The sequence below is a fragment of the Polaromonas sp. P1_E12 genome, from assembly GCF_056405975.1.
The window spans coordinates 1-17,866 of the sequence record NZ_JBFUBB010000002.1; the positions used below are offsets into that span (position 1 = coordinate 1).

14 protein-coding genes are annotated in these 17,866 nt (G+C 63.3%); 6 read left to right on the top strand and 8 right to left on the bottom strand.

What is annotated here, in order from left to right:
- Positions 1 to 353: 353 nt before the first annotated feature.
- The 3 genes from urtE (at position 354) to AC1D13_RS05805 (ending at position 2,493) form a co-directional block, all read left to right on the top strand.
- Positions 354 to 1,046, top strand: coding sequence for an urea ABC transporter ATP-binding subunit UrtE (urtE, locus tag AC1D13_RS05795; RefSeq protein ID WP_477665482.1), 693 nt, complete (start codon positions 354 to 356; stop codon positions 1,044 to 1,046).
- A gap of 156 nt (positions 1,047 to 1,202) precedes the next feature.
- Positions 1,203 to 2,048, top strand: coding sequence for a DUF817 domain-containing protein (locus AC1D13_RS05800; RefSeq protein WP_477689151.1), 846 nt, complete (start codon positions 1,203 to 1,205; stop codon positions 2,046 to 2,048).
- Positions 2,035 to 2,493 carry a ribosomal maturation YjgA family protein gene (locus AC1D13_RS05805; protein WP_477689152.1) on the top strand — a complete coding sequence of 153 codons (459 nt, stop codon included), beginning with the start codon at positions 2,035 to 2,037 and terminating at the stop codon, positions 2,491 to 2,493. The genes AC1D13_RS05800 and AC1D13_RS05805 overlap by 14 nt, the downstream gene beginning before the upstream one ends.
- Here the strand turns inward: AC1D13_RS05805 and AC1D13_RS05810 are convergent.
- Entirely contained in the window at positions 2,474 to 3,685 is a 1,212-nt protein-coding gene (locus tag AC1D13_RS05810) for a cation:proton antiporter (RefSeq protein WP_477689153.1), read from the bottom strand. The genes AC1D13_RS05805 and AC1D13_RS05810 overlap by 20 nt on opposite strands.
- A 175-nt stretch (positions 3,686 to 3,860) precedes the next feature.
- Here AC1D13_RS05810 and alaC point away from each other — a divergent pair, with 175 nt between their 5' ends.
- Positions 3,861 to 5,096, top strand: coding sequence for an alanine transaminase (gene alaC / locus AC1D13_RS05815; RefSeq protein ID WP_477689154.1), 1,236 nt, complete (start codon positions 3,861 to 3,863; stop codon positions 5,094 to 5,096).
- 73 nt (positions 5,097 to 5,169) lie between these two features.
- Here alaC and AC1D13_RS05820 read toward each other — a convergent pair whose 3' ends face one another.
- The 5 genes from AC1D13_RS05820 to AC1D13_RS05840 form a co-directional block, all read right to left on the bottom strand.
- Complete coding sequence (locus tag AC1D13_RS05820; RefSeq protein WP_457282099.1) at positions 5,170 to 5,517, bottom strand: hypothetical protein; 348 nt, start codon at positions 5,515 to 5,517, stop codon at positions 5,170 to 5,172.
- A 302-nt stretch (positions 5,518 to 5,819) separates the two neighbouring features.
- Complete coding sequence (locus AC1D13_RS05825) at positions 5,820 to 6,305, bottom strand: hypothetical protein (protein ID WP_457282098.1); 486 nt, start codon at positions 6,303 to 6,305, stop codon at positions 5,820 to 5,822.
- Between the two features lie 257 nt (positions 6,306 to 6,562).
- Complete coding sequence (locus tag AC1D13_RS05830) at positions 6,563 to 7,393, bottom strand: urease accessory protein UreD (protein WP_477689155.1); 831 nt, start codon at positions 7,391 to 7,393, stop codon at positions 6,563 to 6,565.
- A 234-nt stretch (positions 7,394 to 7,627) separates the two neighbouring features.
- On the bottom strand, positions 7,628 to 10,234 hold the full coding sequence (gene cphA / locus AC1D13_RS05835) for a cyanophycin synthetase (RefSeq protein ID WP_477689156.1): 2,607 nt from the start codon (positions 10,232 to 10,234) through the stop codon (positions 7,628 to 7,630).
- Positions 10,234 to 12,441 carry a cyanophycin synthetase gene (locus AC1D13_RS05840; RefSeq protein ID WP_477689157.1) on the bottom strand — a complete coding sequence of 736 codons (2,208 nt, stop codon included), beginning with the start codon at positions 12,439 to 12,441 and terminating at the stop codon, positions 10,234 to 10,236. The genes cphA and AC1D13_RS05840 overlap by 1 nt, the downstream gene beginning before the upstream one ends.
- 321 nt (positions 12,442 to 12,762) lie before the next feature.
- Between AC1D13_RS05840 and AC1D13_RS05845 the strand changes: the two genes are divergently transcribed.
- Positions 12,763 to 15,105 carry a cyanophycin metabolism-associated ABC transporter gene (locus tag AC1D13_RS05845; protein WP_457282267.1) on the top strand — a complete coding sequence of 781 codons (2,343 nt, stop codon included), beginning with the start codon at positions 12,763 to 12,765 and terminating at the stop codon, positions 15,103 to 15,105.
- A 14-nt stretch (positions 15,106 to 15,119) separates the two neighbouring features.
- Positions 15,120 to 15,608 carry a cyanophycin metabolism-associated DUF1854 family protein gene (locus tag AC1D13_RS05850; protein WP_457282094.1) on the top strand — a complete coding sequence of 163 codons (489 nt, stop codon included), beginning with the start codon at positions 15,120 to 15,122 and terminating at the stop codon, positions 15,606 to 15,608.
- Positions 15,609 to 16,254: 646 nt separating this feature from the next.
- Here AC1D13_RS05850 and AC1D13_RS05855 read toward each other — a convergent pair.
- Entirely contained in the window at positions 16,255 to 17,022 is a 768-nt protein-coding gene (locus AC1D13_RS05855; RefSeq protein WP_457280952.1) for an ABC transporter permease, read from the bottom strand.
- 2 nt (positions 17,023 to 17,024) lie between these two features.
- On the bottom strand, positions 17,025 to 17,846 hold the full coding sequence (locus AC1D13_RS05860; protein WP_457279814.1) for an ABC transporter ATP-binding protein: 822 nt from the start codon (positions 17,844 to 17,846) through the stop codon (positions 17,025 to 17,027).
- Between the last annotated feature and the right edge of the window lie 20 nt (positions 17,847 to 17,866).

Consider the following 17,866-nt stretch of genomic DNA (forward strand, 5'->3'; position numbering starts at 1 on the left):
CCGAACACTTGAAGAAACAAGGACACGCCATGGCGTGTCCTTGTTGGTATTGGTCCCCGCTCCCGATTGCCCCTTGTGGATGCGCCGAGGAGCGCAGGTTCAGGCGGATCAGGGATCGCGATTGTCTGAGCCGAAGGCGAGTTCGAGCGAGACCCCGCCTGAACCGAGCACCGCAGGTTGCCCGGTAGCGCAGCGAAGGGGACGCAGGAACCAGGGTCGCCTTTTCTTTGGTGACTTTCTTTTGGCGAAGCAAAAGAAAGTTACTTGCATGCCGGGCAACCCCCGGCCAGCTACCCTCAGCAGGACGCGCTCGTTCGACAAAACCCAGCCTTCGGCAGAGTAAGGAAATCCAAATGCTCATAGCCAAAAACATCAACCAATACTACGGCGGCTCCCACATCCTGCGGGACGTGAGCCTGGACGCTCACCTGGGCAAGGTTACGGTGCTGCTGGGCCGCAACGGCGTGGGCAAGACCACGTTGCTCAAATCACTGATGGGCCTGATCCCCATCAAGACCGGCACGATTGAATTCGACGGCAAACCTGTCCAGGGCAACACGCCGTATGAGCGCGCCCGCGCAGGCATCGGCTTTGTGCCCCAGGGCCGCGAGATTTTTGCACGCCTCACGGTGGAAGAAAACCTGCGCATGGGCCTGGCCTACAAAAGCGCGAGCACGCCGATTCCTGCCGAGCTGTATGAGCTGTTTCCGGTGCTCAAGCAAATGCTGAACCGGCGCGGTGGTGACTTGTCGGGTGGGCAGCAGCAACAGCTGGCCATTGCGCGTGCACTGGCGGCCAAGCCCAAGCTGTTGATTCTTGACGAGCCAACCGAGGGCATTCAGCCCAGCATCATCAAGGACATCGGCCGCGTGATCCGCATGCTGGCCGATCGCGGTGACATGGCCATCTTGCTGGTGGAGCAGTACTACGACTTCGCGCAGGAACTGGCCGACGACTACCTGGTGATGGAGCGCGGCGAATTCATTGCGCGCGGCCAGGGCAAGGACATGGAAACCAACGGCGTGCGGCAGCTGGTGGCGATTTAAGCAGGGTGCCTGTCGTCGCCTTGCGTCAAAGCCCGGTTTGTCCGGGCTTTTTTGTGCCTGCAGGCATGCCGATATTCGTATCAGTTCCGCGAACGTAGAATCGCAGCGGTCGCCGAAACAAACCGGCAAAAAACAATCAAAAAAAGGTAGATGCCGATGGCGTTGCTTGCGTTGGACAACTGGCTGATCCAGACGAAATCTCATGCGGGCCTGTCGGGCTTTCGCCGCTTTTTGGTGGAGTTTGGCTGCTTCGGCCTCAAGGAAGCCAGGGCCTGCCTCTTTGCCGGGCTGTTCTTTGCAGCGGTGTTCCTTGTGCCGCGGGCAGGCGTGGCCGGTGTTCCGCGCTACGACCTGCTGCTTTTGATAGCGCTGCTGATTCAAGGCTGGATGGTGCTGGCCAAGCTGGAAACCCTGGATGAGCTGAAGGCCATCTGCCTCTTTCACGTGGTGGGGTTTGCGCTGGAAGTCTTCAAGACTTCCGGGTCCATCCAGTCCTGGAGCTACCCGGACTTTGCCTATACCAAGGTGTTTGGCGTGCCGCTGTTTTCCGGCTTCATGTATGCGGCGGTGGGCAGCTACATCATCCAGGCGTGGCGATTGTTTGACCTGCGCATCCGGCATCACCCGCCTTACTGGATGGGCGTGGTGATTGCATTGCTGATCTATGGCAACTTTTTCGCGCACCACTTTTGGGCCGACTACCGCTGGTACATCGCCGCCTGCCTGGGCGGCTTGTACGCCAGGTCCACGGTGATCTTCCGGCCCTATGACCGGGACCGGAGCATGCCCTTGCTGCTGGCTTTTTTGCTGATCGGCTTCTTTATCTGGGTGGCTGAAAACATCAGCACGTTCTTCAGCCTGTGGCACTACCCCAACCAGCTGGGCGCCTGGTCCCTTGTTCATGTGGGCAAATGGAGTTCCTGGTCACTGCTGGTGGTCATGACCTTCACCATCGTGGCCAACCTGAAGCATGTGAAGGCGCGCATCCATGTCCCCGACTGAGACAGGCGTTTCCCGCGTGAAGCTGCGCTTTGACCGCGAGGCTGCACTCTGGGCGGTCTTCATCTTCATCATTGAAGTGCTGATCGCGACTGTGTGGTCACACCACCGCTGGCTGCGGGGTTTTGTCGGTGACGTGCTGGCGGTGGTGTGGGTGTACCTTTTGCTCAAGACCGTGATCAAGGCCAACACCCGCAACCTGGCGCTGGTGGCGTTTGCGGTGGGTTGCCTGGTGGAGCTGGCCCAGTATGTGGCCAGCGTCAACGGCTGGCACGTGCAGAACCGGGTGCTGAAGATTCTGCTGGGTTCGGTGGCTGACTGGATGGACGTGCTGGCCTATGCCTGCGGATTTCTGCTGGTTTTGGCGCTGGAGTTTCTGCTGGCCCGCTGGAAGGCTGCCAGAAGGCCAATTACTCCGATTGCGCCGGTTACTTCGAGCGAGAGATGATCTCTTTCATGCGCTGAAGCCGGGGCGCCGTCATCGGCACTGTCAGCATGGTGCTGGCAATGGCCATCAGCAGCAGGGCGGTGAAGGTCTCGTTGGTGATGATTTTCTTGCCCAGCAGGATGTTGACAAAGATGATCATGATCAGGCCCTTGGTCTGCAGCAGCCAGCCGATGATGGAGCCTTCACCGGGCGCCCATTTCAGCACTTTGCCTGCGATGTAAGTGCCCATCAACTTGCCGCCGACCGAGGCCACCAGCAGCACCGCCGCGGCGATAAAAACGGCTTCTCCGCCGACGGACCAGTTGGTGCGCAGCCCCGCACTGAGGAAAAACACCGGCATCATCACCAGCAGCACGTGATGGCGCAGCAGGTCCATGTGTTCCTGGTCGAACCACTCACCGTCGATGACGGCGCCGGCCAGGAAAGCCCCGATCATGTAGTCCAGCCCGGCCCATTCCGCGCCGAAGGCGCAGATGATCAGCCAGATCAAGCCGACGTACCAGCGGTCACGCTCGGGCAGCCACACCATGAGCTTGCGGAAGGCGTAGCTCACGACGCCGAACGCCACGAGGAAACCGACCTGGGTGCCCACGCGTTTCCAGTCCATCAGGATGAGCGCCAGCACGCCCCAGATCGCGATGTCGTCCAGGCTCGCGTAACGTATCAGGCGCTGGCCAACCGGTTGGCGCAGGATGGCGAGCTTGTCCATCAGCAGGATCAGCACGGGAAGCGCCGTCACGGCGCAGGCCATGCCGACACCCACCACAAACTGCCAGGGCATGCCTTGCGTGCCCAGCCACCCTGGGTACATCAGCATGCCTGCGGCCACGACGCAGCCCAACACCAGCGGTGTGCTTAGCGCCAGGCCGGCGGTGATGCCGCTTTCGCGCCGGTGTTCCCAGGTCTTTTTGAGGTCCAGCTCGATGCCGGCGATCCAGACAAACACCATGACGGCCCACCAGGCAATGCCGTTGAGCGACTGCACCACCGGCGCGCTGAAGACAAAGGCGTAGTAGTCAGGGTAGACCTTGCCCAGGATGCCCGGGCCCAGCAAAATGCCGGCGATCATCTGCACCACCACCAGTGGCGCGTAGTAGTCGGTTCCGAGAACCCGCCAGATCAGGTAGGGCACCGCGAAGATGAGCGCCATGGCGATCAAATAGGTTTCGGTGGTGGTCATTGCGGAGTCCATGGTTCCCCTTGTTTTTATGCCTTCCGGCTCCGTGCCGGCGGCCAAGCCCCGCATGGTAGACCATGGCGGTGGCGCCGGTTGTAAGCGGCCTGCCTGTCGGTTACCATGGCGTCGGCTGGCCCCATTGCCAGCCACGTCGCTCGGACGGTTCCGGGCGCTTACGTGAAAGTTTCTTATGTCCGCCTCTTCTTCAGGCAAGCGCCGTTTTGCGCGCATTGACCGGCTTCCCCCCTACGTTTTTAACATCACGGCCGAGCTGAGAATCGCGGCGCGCCGGCGCGGCGAGGACATCATCGACATGAGCATGGGCAACCCCGATGGGGCCACGCCCGCGCACGTCGTGGCCAAGCTCACAGAGGTCGCGCAGCGGCCCGACACGCACGGCTATTCGGCCAGCAAGGGCATTCCGCGGCTGCGGCGCGCCATTGCGCACTGGTACCAGAGCCGTTACCAGGTGGCGATTGACCCTGACACCGAGGCCATCGTCACCATCGGCTCCAAAGAGGGTTTGGCCCACCTGATGCTGGCCACGCTGGACCGCGGCGACACCGTGCTGGTCCCGGACCCGAGCTATCCCATCCACATTTACGGCGCGGTGATCGCGGGGGCCGACATTCGCTCGGTGCCGCTGACACCCGACACGGATTTTTTTGCCGAGCTGGAAAAAGCCATTCGCGGCAGCTACCCCAAGCCCAAGATGATGGTGCTGGGGTTTCCGTCCAACCCCACCGCGCAATGCGTGGAGCTGGAGTTTTTCGAGAAGGTGATTGCACTGGCGCGCAAGCACGACATTTTTGTGGTGCACGACCTGGCCTATGCCGACATCGTGTTCGACGGCTGGAAGGCGCCGTCCATCATGCAGGTGCCGGGCGCCAAAGACATCGCGGTGGAGTTTTTTACACTCTCCAAAAGCTACAACATGGCGGGCTGGCGCGTCGGCTTCATGGTGGGCAACCCCGACCTGGTGGCCGCACTGGCGCGCATCAAGAGCTATCACGACTACGGCACCTTCACCCCGCTGCAGGTGGCGGCGATTGCCGCGCTGGAAGGCGACCAGCAATGCGTGAAGGACATCGCCGCGCAATACCAGGCGCGGCGCGACGTGCTCTACAAGGGCCTGACCGAAGCGGGCTGGCCGGTGGACTGCCCCAAGGCGTCGATGTATATCTGGGCGCGCATTCCCGAGGCTTACCGCAAGCTGGGGTCGCTGGAGTTTGCCAAGCAGCTGCTGGAGAAGGCAAAGGTGTGCGTGTCACCCGGCATCGGCTTTGGCGACCACGGTGACGACCATGTGCGCTTTGCCTTGATCGAAAACGAGGCCCGCATCCGCCAGGCGGTGCGCGGCATCAAGGCCATGTTCAAGGCGGATGGGGTGCTGAAATCCGCACAAACCGATAAGCAGGAAGGCTAAAAAAAAGTGGGCCGCAAGCGGTCCACTTTGACATGACTCAAGACCGGCACCAAAGGTGTCGGCGCTGTTTTTTTCAACTGCCGGTGGCGTTGGGCGTGTCTTTTTCTGCGATACCGGCTGTGGCTGCCAGCAGTTTTTTCTCCAGTTCGGCACGCTCCGCAATCTCCCGTTCCAGCAGGTCGTTGACGTGTGCCAGCTCTTCCGCGGAGCTCTGGATTTTGTCTTCGAGTTCCGCGGTTTTTACCAGCGCCATCGCAACGTCGCCTGTTTTGACCGCGGGTGGAATTTCTTTTTCGAGGACCTTGTTGATCAGCAGCAGTTCTTGTGCGGATCTTTCCACTGTGTCCTGCACGGCATCGTTTTTTTCGAGCGCTCGCGCCAGTTGTGGCTTCTCGGGCGAGGTGTTCTGGGGTTTTTGCATGGATGCTTTCGTGGCGGGTGACGTGGCGGGTAATGGCCGGGGGAGCATGGAGACGGCGTCCCGCAGTGGACGCGCGATAGTCCCCCTCATCATGCACGCGAAATCCGTTGACCGGGTGGACTTTACGGGAGGATTACCTGTGTTTGGCGGCGAATGAAATATGCGTCGCCTGGAGAAACCGGCGATGTGGAAAACCTGCCCATAAAACGCACACAAAAAAGAAGTGGGCCGCAAGCGGCCCACCTTTGCTTCTGCTCCATCCGGTGAATTCATCAAACCCCGGCGGAGCGAGTGGCAACTGGTTATTGCGGCGGTGAGGCGACGGGCGCCGGGATCACCACAATGTCTGTCGAGGTCTGCGGCTGCACGCGAACGTTGGTGGCGCCCGGGGGCACTACAACGGTTTCTACCTGGCGCACGACACCGCCGCCGGCGACGCTGCCATCAGCCTTGCCGTAGCCCACGATACGGGCCTGGCAGGCGACCTGGTCTTCGCCCTTGAAGACATCGCAGCGCTTCAAGGCATTGGCGGAAAACTGTCCATTGGCGTTGTCGACCTTGCCGGCGCGTTTGGCGGCGTTGGCGTTCTTGACTTCAGTGATACAGGTTGCCCGGTCTTGCTGGGTCTTGCCGTTGTTACAGGCGGCCATTTCGCTCCTGGCGTCACCCGTGGCGTCGATCCCGGTGGTGCCGGAAGCAATCTGGGCCGCGGCACCCAGGGAAAGCAGGGCGGCAGCGCCGAAACAGGCAGCAGTGCGCGCAAGGCGGAAATTCAGGGATGAGGTCATGGTCAAACTCCTTGTTCGAAACTCGATGGATATCGATAAATGGAGTCTGGGCCGCTACCTGAAACGGCCATGAAAGGAAAAGGTCCGGGTAAGCCGTGCCCTAAGCCCATTCGCCTGTAGGACAGGTCTTTCAGCGGCTGTTGAGGCCGGGGCTCGCGCGGCTAACTAAAGACTACAAAACCCGTTGAGCTGCGGGGCCGGCGTAACGAATTTTCTGAAGATGTTTTTTTGTACAGCCTGCGTGAGCAGCTGCAGAACTACATCGACCAGATGCGCGGGGTGGAGGGCGCCAGCTGCCAGAGCTGTGTGCGCCAGGCTTGCCAGACCTGCTTGAGCAAGGCCATGGCAGGTTCAACCACTGGCGACAGCACACGGACGACGACGACCTGCCCGTCGGGGCTGGTCGCACCGGCGCTGGCACTCAGCGCGTGGGCCTGCATCACCTCACGTGCGCAGTCCAGCGCCAGCTGGCGGCGATGGCGCTCGAGCTTGCTGCCGGCCACAAAAAAAAGTGAGGCGAGGCAGCGGTTGCCGGCCATGCCGAGCGGGCTGTTCATCAGCAAGGTGTCTTCGGCATCCATGCGCGCGCGCTCGAGCCAGACGCCGGGCATTTCGATGTGCTGGCGAAAGCTGCCGCTCTCGAACGGCAGGCTGGCGGCGGGCAGGCCCAGGGCGGTGACGTCCCAGCCGATCAGTTCGGCGCCGGGCGCCAGCGTCATGGTGAGGTGGTTTTCGGCAAGGCAGCCGTTGTAGCAAATGGCCTCCAGCGGCAGCCATTCCATGCGGGCGCCGGCCTGCAGGTCAAGGCGGGTGCGCTGCAGGGCGGGCTCGCCGGCGGAGCGGTAAAAGCGCGTGGCGCCGGGCGTGGTGATGAGGCCGTGTGTGCCGGGTGCTGCGCTGAAGGCCAGGTCCAGCGTGTCGCCGCCGACCAGGCCGCCGGGCGGGTGCACGATGACGTTGTGGCAAATCGCGTCGCCTTCGGGGTAAAGACTTTGCAGGATGCGCAGGGGGCCGCTATGGCGAAAGTGGGCAAGGGTCTTGCCGGCCTGGTGGGTGTAGTCGAGTGCGAGGGTCGCGTTCCAGGTCATGGGGCAAGTTTAACGCGGGCAGGCAGCCTGGCTTTGCTATCAATTCAGGAGCTGCTCGCGCAGATTCTGTATGCGCCGTAGCCTCTTTTTGCTTAAATTTTGGGCTCTGGAAGCGATTTTTTTGTGTTTATCAGGCTTCTCGGAGGCTTGGAAGGCTTCGGAGTCGGCGAAAGGCAGCAGGGTGATGCCCCTGGCGCCTTTCGCTCCTCTTTTGCCGCCTGCAGGCCTGGGGGATCAGCTCGTGACTTTCTCTTTAGCTTCCTTCACCCGCGCGGCCAGGTGGTCCAGCGCTTCCTGCACCTGGTCGACCAGGATCAGGCAGAGGTCACCGGGTGACAGGCGCGAAAGTGCGGTGTCGATGGCCAGAAACTCGCCGCGTATCTCGTCAATCTGTTTGGTACGGCGGGCTTTGTCGAGGCCTTCGCGCAGCAGACCCATGACTTCACCGTCTGCGCGGCCGCGCTGGGCGGCGTCCTGGTAGAGGATGACGTCGTCGAACGCGCTGCCCAGGATGATGGTCTGGTCGCGGATGTCGCTGTCACGGCGGTCGCCGGCGCCGCTGATCACCACGCTGCGGCGCTGCCCTGGCGTGGCCGGCATGGCGTCAACAGCCGCCACCAGGGCGCGCATGGCGTCAGGGTTGTGGCCGTAGTCGGCGATCACCGTGGCGCCTTTGTAGTCCATGACGTTGAAACGGCCGGGCGCGTTGTGCGCGTCGTTCACAAAGCTGGAAAGCCCGCGCTTGATGGTGTCCCAGTTGATGCCGGCACCCCAGGCGGCCGCGACGGCGGCCATGACGTTCTCGACCTGGAAACTGATGGTGCCGCCGCGTGTGACGGGCACGCCCTGCAGCGCGATGCGTTCGACCCAGGCGCCTTCGGCGGCGACCAGCATGGCGCCGTCGACGTACACGGTGCGCTTGCCTTGTGCGCGGTGCGTGGCCATCAGCGGGTGGTGCCGGTCGGCAGCGAAAAAGATCACCTTGCCGGGGCAGGTGGCGGCCATGTCGGCGACGATGGGGTCGGCGGCATTGAGCACTGCGTAGCCGGTGGTCGAGACGTTCTGCACGATCACGCGCTTGAGCACGGCCAAATCTTCCACCGTGGTGATGTAGTTCAGGCCCAGGTGGTCGCCGCTGCCGATGTTGGTGACAACGGCGACTTCGCAACGGTCAAAGCCCAGGCCTTCGCGCAGCACGCCGCCGCGGGCGATCTCGAACACGGCTGCATCGACGTCGGGGTGCATGAGCACGTTGCGCGCACTCTTGGGGCCGCTGCAGTCGCCGCTGTCGGTTTGCCGCCCGTTGATGTAAACGCCGTCGGTGTTGGTCATGCCGGTGCGCAGGCCGTCGGCGGCCAGCAGGTGGGCAATCAGGCGTGTGGTGGTGGTCTTGCCGTTGGTGCCGGTGACGGCAATCACCGGCACGCGGCCGTTATTACCGTCATTTCCGCCGGGACCGAACAACTCGTCGATCATGGCGATGCCGACGGCGCGGCCCTTGCCGTAGGAGGGCGACAGGTGCATGCGCAGGCCTGGCGCGGCATTGACTTCCACGACGCCGCCGTTTTGTGTCTCCAGCGGGCGCAGCATGCTTTCGCACACCACGTCGACGCCGCAGATGTGCAGGCCGACCATTTGAGCCGCAGCCACGGCGCGGGCGGCTACAGCCGGGTGTACGTCGTCGGTCACGTCGGTCGCCGTGCCGCCCGTGCTCAGGTTGGCGTTGTTGCGCAGGATGACGCGCCGGCCTTTGGCGGGGATGGATTCGGGCGTGAGCTCCTGTGCTTCCAGGCGGGCCACCGCGATGTCGTCGAAGCGGATTTTGGTGAGCGAGGTGGAATGGCCTTCGCCGCGTTTGGGGTCCTGGTTGACGATGTCGACCAGCTCACGCACGGTGTGCAGGCCGTCGCCCACGACCTGTGGCGGCTCACGCCGCGAGGCGGCCACCAGCTTGTTCCCCACCACCAGCAGGCGGAAGTCGCTGCCGGGCAGGAATTTTTCGACCATCACTTCGCCATATTCGGCGGCTGCCTTCCAGGCGGTGTCCAGGTGTTCGCGCGTGGTGATGTTGACGGTGACGCCCTTGCCCTGGTTGCCGTCCAGCGGTTTCACGACTGCCGGCAAACCCACTTCCAGGGCCGCGGCCCAGGCATCGTCCGTATCGGTGACCGGGCGGCCCAGCGGCACGGGAACGCCGGCCGCGCGCAGCAGTTTTTTTGTGAGGTCTTTGTCTTGCGCGATGGATTCGGCCACGGCGCTGGTGGCGTCGATTTCCGCGGCCTGGATGCGCCGCTGTTTGGAGCCCCAGCCGAACTGCACCATGCTGCCTTTGGTGAGGCGCCGGTAGGGAATGCCGCGTGCCACGGCGGCGTCGACAATCGCGCCGGTGCTGGGGCCGAGGCGCTCGTCTTCGTCGAGTTCGCGCAGTTGGGCAATCGCGACGTCCAGGTCGAAGGCGGTGTCGCGCAGGGCGGCGTGGATCAATGCTTGCGCCAGCTCGAAGGCCAGCCGGCCGACGGTTTCTTCGCTGTACTCGACCACGACCTGGTAGGTGCCCGCTTCAACAGTAGAGGCGGTATGGCTGAAAGTGAGGGGGCAACCGGCAGCCGTCTGCAGCGCCAGCGCGGCGGCTTCAAGCACATGGGCCAGTGAGACGGGGCCTGCGTGGCCGGTCTGCCGGAAGGCGCCCATCTCGGGGAACAGCGAGCGCACGCGCGGCTCAAAGCCTGGCAGACCAGTGATATTGCACTCCACCGCAGTGCAGGCAACGATGGCTTCGAGCGCCGTGTGGCGGCTCCAGAGGTTGGGCCCGCGCAGGGCCCGGATACGGGACACTTCCATTACTCGGCACTCCCGGCGGTTTTAGGGGTGGTTTCAAAGGCTTCCATGCCGGCGCCTATCAAATTGAGGGGGATGCCCAGCGCCCAGGCGGCGCCCACGGCGGCCAGCAGTCCACCCTCGGACAGTCCGCGGCGTTCGCGCCAGGCGGCAAGCTTGCCGAGGCCCGGCAAAAAAGCCTCGCTGGCACCGGTGGCCAGCACGACCTGGTCCTGGCGCAGGTAGAGCGCACGGCCGCCTTTGGCGCAATGCGCCGCAATGGCCTCGGCCTTGGGGTCGGTGCTGTAGAAAATGACTTCGCCGTCGCAGAGCTCCTGCATTTCGGCGATGCGGGGATCTGCGGCATTGAGCACGGCGGCGCCGCCGGGCAGCACCACATCGACCTGCGAGCGCATGACCTTGTACATCTGGTCGGCTTCGGTGATGTCGAATTCGGCCAGGCCTTCGGCGCCGCCCAGGTCGGTAACAACACCCACCTGGCATTTGTCATAGGGCAGGCCGGTGCGCAAGATGGTGTCGGCGCCGTTTTCAAACACGGCCGCCTGCACGGCGCGGTTGATCAGCAGGCGCTGGCCGGCTTCCCAGTTGGCGCAGTTGGATGCGTCCACACAGCGTTGGTCCAGGAACAACCCACCCTGGCAGGCCAGGCCGGTGTGCCGGCCCGACAGGTGCAGCAGCCAGGCCACCAGACGCGCCACGCGCTGGTTGTCGCTGGAGCCGGCAATGCCGACGATGGGAATGCGGCCGTCAGGGCTGTCGGAGTCGGTGGCGGGGAAAAGGTGGTCGCAGATGGCACGGCCCACCGGGCGCGGCGCGCCTTCGGCCGGCTTGAGGTGCATGAGGAGGCCTGGGCCGGCGTTCACTTCAACGATGGCGCCGCCTTGCTCGTGCAGCGGGCGCGAGATGTCTTGCGCCACCACATCGACCCCGGCGATGTCCAGGCCCACCACGCGGGCGGCCAGCGACACGATGTGGTCAACGTCAGGGTGAACCTGGTCGGTGCAGTCGATGGCCACATTGCCGTTGCGCTGGATCAGCACCTCGCGGCCCACGGCCGGTATGGCTTCGGGGCTCAGCCCTTGGCGCTGCAGATCAAGAATGATGGCGCCGTCACTCGCCGTGTTGATGCGGCCCAGCGGGAAGTCTTCACCGACGCCGCGGCGCGGGTCGGTGTTGAGCTGTGCGTCCACCAGCTGCGAGACGGTCGAGCTGCCGTCGCCGGTGACCCAGGCCGCCTCGCCGCGCGCGGCGGCGACCACACGGCCGCCTACCACCAGCAGGCGGTGCTCATTGCCGCGTACAAAGCGCTCGACCATGACTTCGCTGCCATGCCGGGCCGCAACCTCGAACGCACCTTCGACTTCGGCCCGCGTTTTGAGGTCCAGCGACACGCCCCGGCCATGGTTGCCGTCGGACGGCTTGACGACCACCGGCAGGCCGATGTCTTCGGCCGCTTCCCAGGCTTCTTCGGCTGTGCCGACGATCTGGCCTTCAGGCACCGGCACGCCGCAGGTGGCCAGCAGGCTTTTGGTGAGGTCCTTGTCGTGGGCGATGCCTTCGGCGATCGCGCTGGTGAGGTCGGTTTCGGCCGTCCAGATGCGGCGCTGGCTGGCGCCGTAACCCAGTTGCACCAGGTTGCCGTCGTTCAGCCGGATATGGGGAATGCGGCGGTCGGTGGCCGCGGCCACGATGGAGGCCGTGCTGGGGCCGAGGTAGCAGTCGTCCACCTTGGTCCGGATTTTCTCGACGGCGGACTGCACGCCGGCCTGGCCGTAGTCTGTGCCGTTGATGGCGGCCATCAGCAGGCGGTGGCCTTCGGCCAGCGCGGTGCGGGCCACCTGCTCGTCGCGGGCGCGGAACACCATGCGGTAAACGCCGCGCTGGGAGGTGCTGCGCGTCTGGCCGAAGCCGGTCGGCATGTCGGAAAGGTTCAGCAGCTCGATGACCACATGCTCCAGCACATGGCCGGACCAGGTGCCTTCCAGCAGGCGCTGGATGAAGCCGCCGCGCTCGCCCACGCCGCAGTGGTGTTCGACGAGGGCCGGCAGCAGGGCGACCAGGCGGTCATTGAAGCCCGGTAACAGGTTGGAGGGGAAGTCTTCGAGGCTGCCGAGGTCCAGCCAGACTTCCAGCACGGGCCGATAGGTCCAGATGTTGGGGCCGCGCAGGTAATTGATGCGCAGCAGCTTGATGTCGTCCTGTGGGCTCATTTTTCGCAAAATTGTCGGCAGGGTTAGGCCTTGGTACCCCCGGGGGCAAGCCTCGGCCCTGGCCGATGGATTTCAGTGTGAGGCCTGTCAAGGTCTCGGTGGGTCCCTGTGTCTCGTTATGTTGTTGTTTTTGTCTCGGCGATGGCCGCCAGGGGTCGATTTTGATGGTTCCGTCATTTTCAGGGGGTTGATATGGTCAAACCGGTCGCTTCAGGCCGCATTCGGCGAAAATCCCTGTTTCGGGCCTATTCGCACAACTACGAAGAACCTGCGAATACCCTGCCGCGCCAGATGCGGGACGCCAAGATTTTCCACAACACAATGCAACACAACCACCCGGCAGACGACTCCAGCCCTACCGACCCTGTTCTGGCAGGGCTTCGCTCACAACTTGCAACCCAAGAGAACGTTTTGTGCACGCTGGTGGTTGACCTGGATAACCAACTTCATTTCGCCCGGGGCCTGCTGGCCCTGACGGACCGCCGGCTGCTGGCCTGCAACCCCGAAGGCGTATGGGCCAGCTGGCCCACGGCGGACGCCGCCGGCACCGTATTGCAAGGGCTTTCACTGCGCCATTTCGACCATGCCGGCGTGGGTACGCTGGAGCTGCATGAAGCGGGCCGGCGGCTGGCCAGCTGGCGGTTTACCCTGGGTGCCAATGTGCAGGCCCTGCGCCTGGTGCGCCTGTTTGCCCAGCAGCAGGCCCCGGCGGCGGGCGATGCCACGGCACTGGCCGAGGACACAGCCCTGTGCCCCGAGTGCGACCTGCCGCTGCCGCCTGACAGCGAAGAGTGCCCGGCCTGCGCACGCGAGTTGCACACGCCGCCTTCCACCTGGGTGCTGCTGCGCCTGTGGCGGTTTGCCGATCCGTACCGCTACCAGCTACTGGCCGGTTTTTTGCTGACTTTGGCCTCCACCGCCGCCACGCTGGTGCCGCCTTACCTCACGATTCCGTTGATGGACGACATCCTGATACCGTTCCAGAACGGCCAGAAGATTGAGCCCTGGAAGGTGGGATTGCTGCTGGGTGGCCTGCTGGGCGCGGCCGTGCTGGGCTGGGCGCTGAACTGGGCGCGTACCTATTTGCTGGCACTGGTGTCCGAGCGCATAGGCGCTGACCTGCGCACCGCCACCTTCGACCACTTGCTGGAGCTCTCGCTGGACTACTTTGGCGGCAAGCGCACCGGCGACCTGATGTCCCGCATCGGCTCGGAAACCGACCGCATCTGCGTATTTTTGTCGCTGCATGCGCTGGATTTCGCGACCGATGTGCTCATGATCGTGATGACCGCGGTGATCCTCATTTCCATCAACCCCTGGCTGGCCGTGGTGACCCTGCTGCCGCTGCCGTTTATCGGCTGGATGATCCATGTGGTGCGCGACAAGCTGCGCACCGGTTTTGAAAAAATCGACCGCGTCTGGTCGGACGTGACCAACGTGCTGGCCGATACGATTCCGGGCATCCGCGTGGTCAAGGCCTTTGCCCAGGAAAAGCGTGAGGCCCAGCGTTTTCGTGAGGTCAACCAGCACAACCTGGCGGTCAACGACAAGCTCAACAAGACCTGGTCGCTGTTCACGCCCACCGTCTCATTGCTCACAGAAGTCGGCCTGCTGGTGGTCTGGGCTTTTGGCATCTGGCTGGTGTCGCGCCAGCAGATCACGGTCGGCGTGCTGACGGCTTTTATCGCCTACATCGGCCGCTTTTACGGCCGGCTCGATTCGATGAGCCGCATCGTTTCCGTCACGCAAAAGGCCGCCGCCGGCGCCAAGCGCATTTTCGACATCCTCGATCATGTCTCCAACGTGCCCGAAACGGCCAGCCCGGTGAAGATTGGCGCGCTCGAAGGCCGCATCGACATGAAGAACCTCGGGTTCCGTTACGGCAACCGCTCGGTCATTCGCGGGCTCGATCTGCAGATCCGTCCCGGCGAAATGATCGGCCTGGTGGGCCACAGCGGTTCGGGCAAAAGCACGCTGGTCAACCTGATCTGCCGGTTTTACGACGTGAGCGACGGCTCCATCAGCGTGGACGGCACCGACATCCGCCGCTTCGGTGTGGCCGACTACCGCCGCAACATCGGCCTGGTGCTGCAGGAACCGTTTCTTTTCTTCGGCACGATTGCCGAAAACATTGCCTACGGCAAGCCGGGCGCCACGCGCGCTGAAATCGTCGCGGCCGCGCGTGCCGCCCATGCGCATGAATTCATTTTGCGGCTGGCCCAGGGCTACGACTCGCTGGTGGGTGAGCGCGGCCAGGGGCTGTCGGGCGGTGAGCGCCAGCGCATCTCGATTGCGCGTGCCTTGCTGATCAACCCACGCATTCTGATCCTCGACGAAGCGACCTCGTCGGTAGACACCGAAACGGAAAAAGAAATCCAGCGTGCCCTCGACAACCTGGTGCAGGGCCGCACCACGATTGCCATTGCCCACCGCCTTTCAACGCTGCGCAAGGCCGACCGCCTGGTGGTGATGGACCGCGGCCAGGTGGTGGAAGTGGGGCCGCACGACGAATTGATGGCGAAGCAGGGTGCTTACTGGCGGCTGTACGAAGCCCAGGCGCGGCAGGTCGACAGCGAAGAGGGCGGCGAGGAAGTCGAGCAAAGCCGCATCGCACTGGCCACCTCGCAACTGGCCCACACCGCGCAGCACACCGGCAACCGGTGAGCCAAGGATTGCACATGACAACTTCTTCTCATTTCTCTTCCACTTCATTTTCCCTGGAACGCACGGCGTCGGGCCGGCTGGTGTTCGTCGATGCCGGTGGCCAGCAGCATGCTGGCGTCGTGCCGGTGCGGGCCTTTCCCCTGGCCGCGCCCGATGAAGGCATTTCACTGGTCAACACCGAAGGGCACGAGGTTGCCTGGGTGGAAAACCTGCAGGCATTGCCGGCGGATGCACGCACCTTGCTGGAAGAAGAGCTGGCGCTGCGCGACTTTGTGCCCGAGGTGACGCGGCTGAAAAGCGTTTCGACCTTTGCCACCCCCAGTGTGTGGACGGTGGAGACCGACCGGGGTGAGACGTCTTTTGTGCTCAAGGGCGAAGAAGATATTCGCCGTTTGGGGCGCACGGGGCTGCTGATTGCAGGCAGCCAGGGGGTGCAGTACAGCGTGCGGGATATGACGGCGCTGGACCGGGGGTCGCGGCGGTTGTTGGAGCGGTTTCTTTAGGCCGGGTCTTGCTCCGGCCTTTGTGCGTTTTGCTGAGGGCTGTTGGCCGGGGGTAGCCCGGCAGCTACTCACTTTTCTTTTGCTTCGCCAAAAGAAAAGTAAGCAAAAGAAAAGGCGACCCTGCTGTCTGCGTCCCTGCGCTTCGCTACGGGCAACCTGTGGTGCTCGGTCCAGGCGGGGTCTCGCTCGAACTCGCCTTCGGCTCAGACAATCGCGATCCCTGATCCGCCTGAACCTGCGCTCCTCGGCGCAGACAGAAGGGGGTGGAGGCAGGAATACCAAACAACCGAAGACAAAACCCGGAATACCAGAAGAAACCAGGACTCGCCCTGGCGAGTCCTGGTTGGTATTTGTCTTTGGTATTCGGTCCCCGTTCCCGATTGGCCCTTGTGGATGCGCCGAGGAGCGGAGGTCCAGACGGATCGGGGCAAAAACTCGTTTGAGCGAAGCGAGTTGTTTTTGACCCCGGCTGGACCGAGCACCAGGCTGCCCGCAGCGAAGCGAAGGAACGCAGGAACCAGGGTCGCCTTTTCTTTGGTGACTTTCTTTTGGCGAAGCAAAAGAAAGTTACTTGCATGCCGGGCAACCCCCGGCCAACAGCCCTCAGCAAAGAGCGCAAAGGCCGGAGCAAGACCCGACCAATACCTTAGCCGTTCTGCGACCCCCGATGCGCCCACGCCGTAGTGTGCTTCTCGACATAGCTAAACAACTCATACATCGCCATAGCCATCGCCCCAATCACCACCAACCCGGCAAAAGCCAACGCCAGCCGTTGCTGCGACCCGGCACTTTGCATGAGGTAGCCAATGCCTGAATCACCCGCAGTCATTTCAGCCAGTACCGTGCCGACAAAAGCCAGCGTGATGGCGACCTTGAGCGAGGCAAAGAAGAAGGGCATGGAGCGCGGCAGGCCGACCTTGACCAGCACGTCCCAGCGTTTGGCGCCCAGCACGCGCAGCACGTCTTCCAGCTCTGGCTCCAGCGTGGCCAGGCCCGTGGCCATGTTCACGGTGATGGGGAAAAACGAGATCAGGAAAGCCGTGAGGATGCCGGGGCCCACGCCGATGCCGAACCAGACGATGAGGATGGGAACAATCGCGGCCTTGGGCACCGCGTTGAAAGCCACCAGCAGCGGATAGACCGCGGCATAGGCCAGCCGCGACGAGCCCACCAGAAAGCCCAGCAATACGCCGACCACGATGGACAGGCCGAAACCCACCATCGTGACCCAGAAGGTTTTCCAGGCGGCTTCGGCAATCGGGCCCGCGAATTCGTGCATGGCCTGGGCAATGGCCAGCGGCGCGGGAAAGATGAACTCCGGCACCGAGAAACCGGCGCACACCGCCTGCCACAGCGCCACCACGGCTGCCAGTAACACCCATGGCGCCCAGCGTTCGAGCTGTTTGTTGTTCATGTTCATACGGCGGCTCCGCCGCGCACCGCGCCGATGTGGCCGCGCAGCTCATGCACGATGTCGCTGAACTCGCGGGTGTAAGTGACTTCCAGGTCGCGCGGACGCGGCAGTTCAATCTCGCGCCGCACGACAAAGCGTCCCGGGCTTTTGCTCATCACATAGACGGTGTCGGCCAGGAACACCGACTCGCGCAAATCATGCGTGACCAGGATCACGTTGAAGCGCTGCTCGGTCCAGAGGTCGCGCAGGATGCACCAGAGCTCTTCACGCGTGAAGGCATCGAGCGCGCCGAAGGGCTCGTCGAGCAGCAGCATTTTGGGCTCGTGGATCAGCGCGCGGCAGATGCTGGCGCGCTGCTGCATGCCCCCAGACAGCTGCCAGGGGAATTTGTCTTCATAGCCTGCCAGGCCCACCTTCTGCAGCAGCTTGCGCGCCCGCTCTTCAAACTCCTTGCGCCTGGCCTTGAACTGGCTGCGATAAGGCTCGACAATCTCAAGCGGCAGCAACACGTTGTCGACGGTGGTGCGCCAGGGCAGCAGCGATGGCGCCTGGAAGGCCATACCGGAAATCTTCAGGGGCCCTGTCACTGGCCGTCCGTCAATCAGGATGCTCCCGGCCGACGGCATCTTCAGCCCGGTGGCCAGCTTCATGAAAGTGGACTTGCCGCAGCCCGAGGGCCCGACGATGGCAATGAACTCGCCCTGGCGCACCTGCAGATCGATGGCTTCAACGGAAAACTGTTTGCGCGCCAACAGCTCGTCGTTGTAGGCAAGCCAGACGTCCCGGAAGTCAACAAAAGGGCTGTCAGCGGTGGCGAGGGGCATGTTTTAGGTAGGAAAACGGC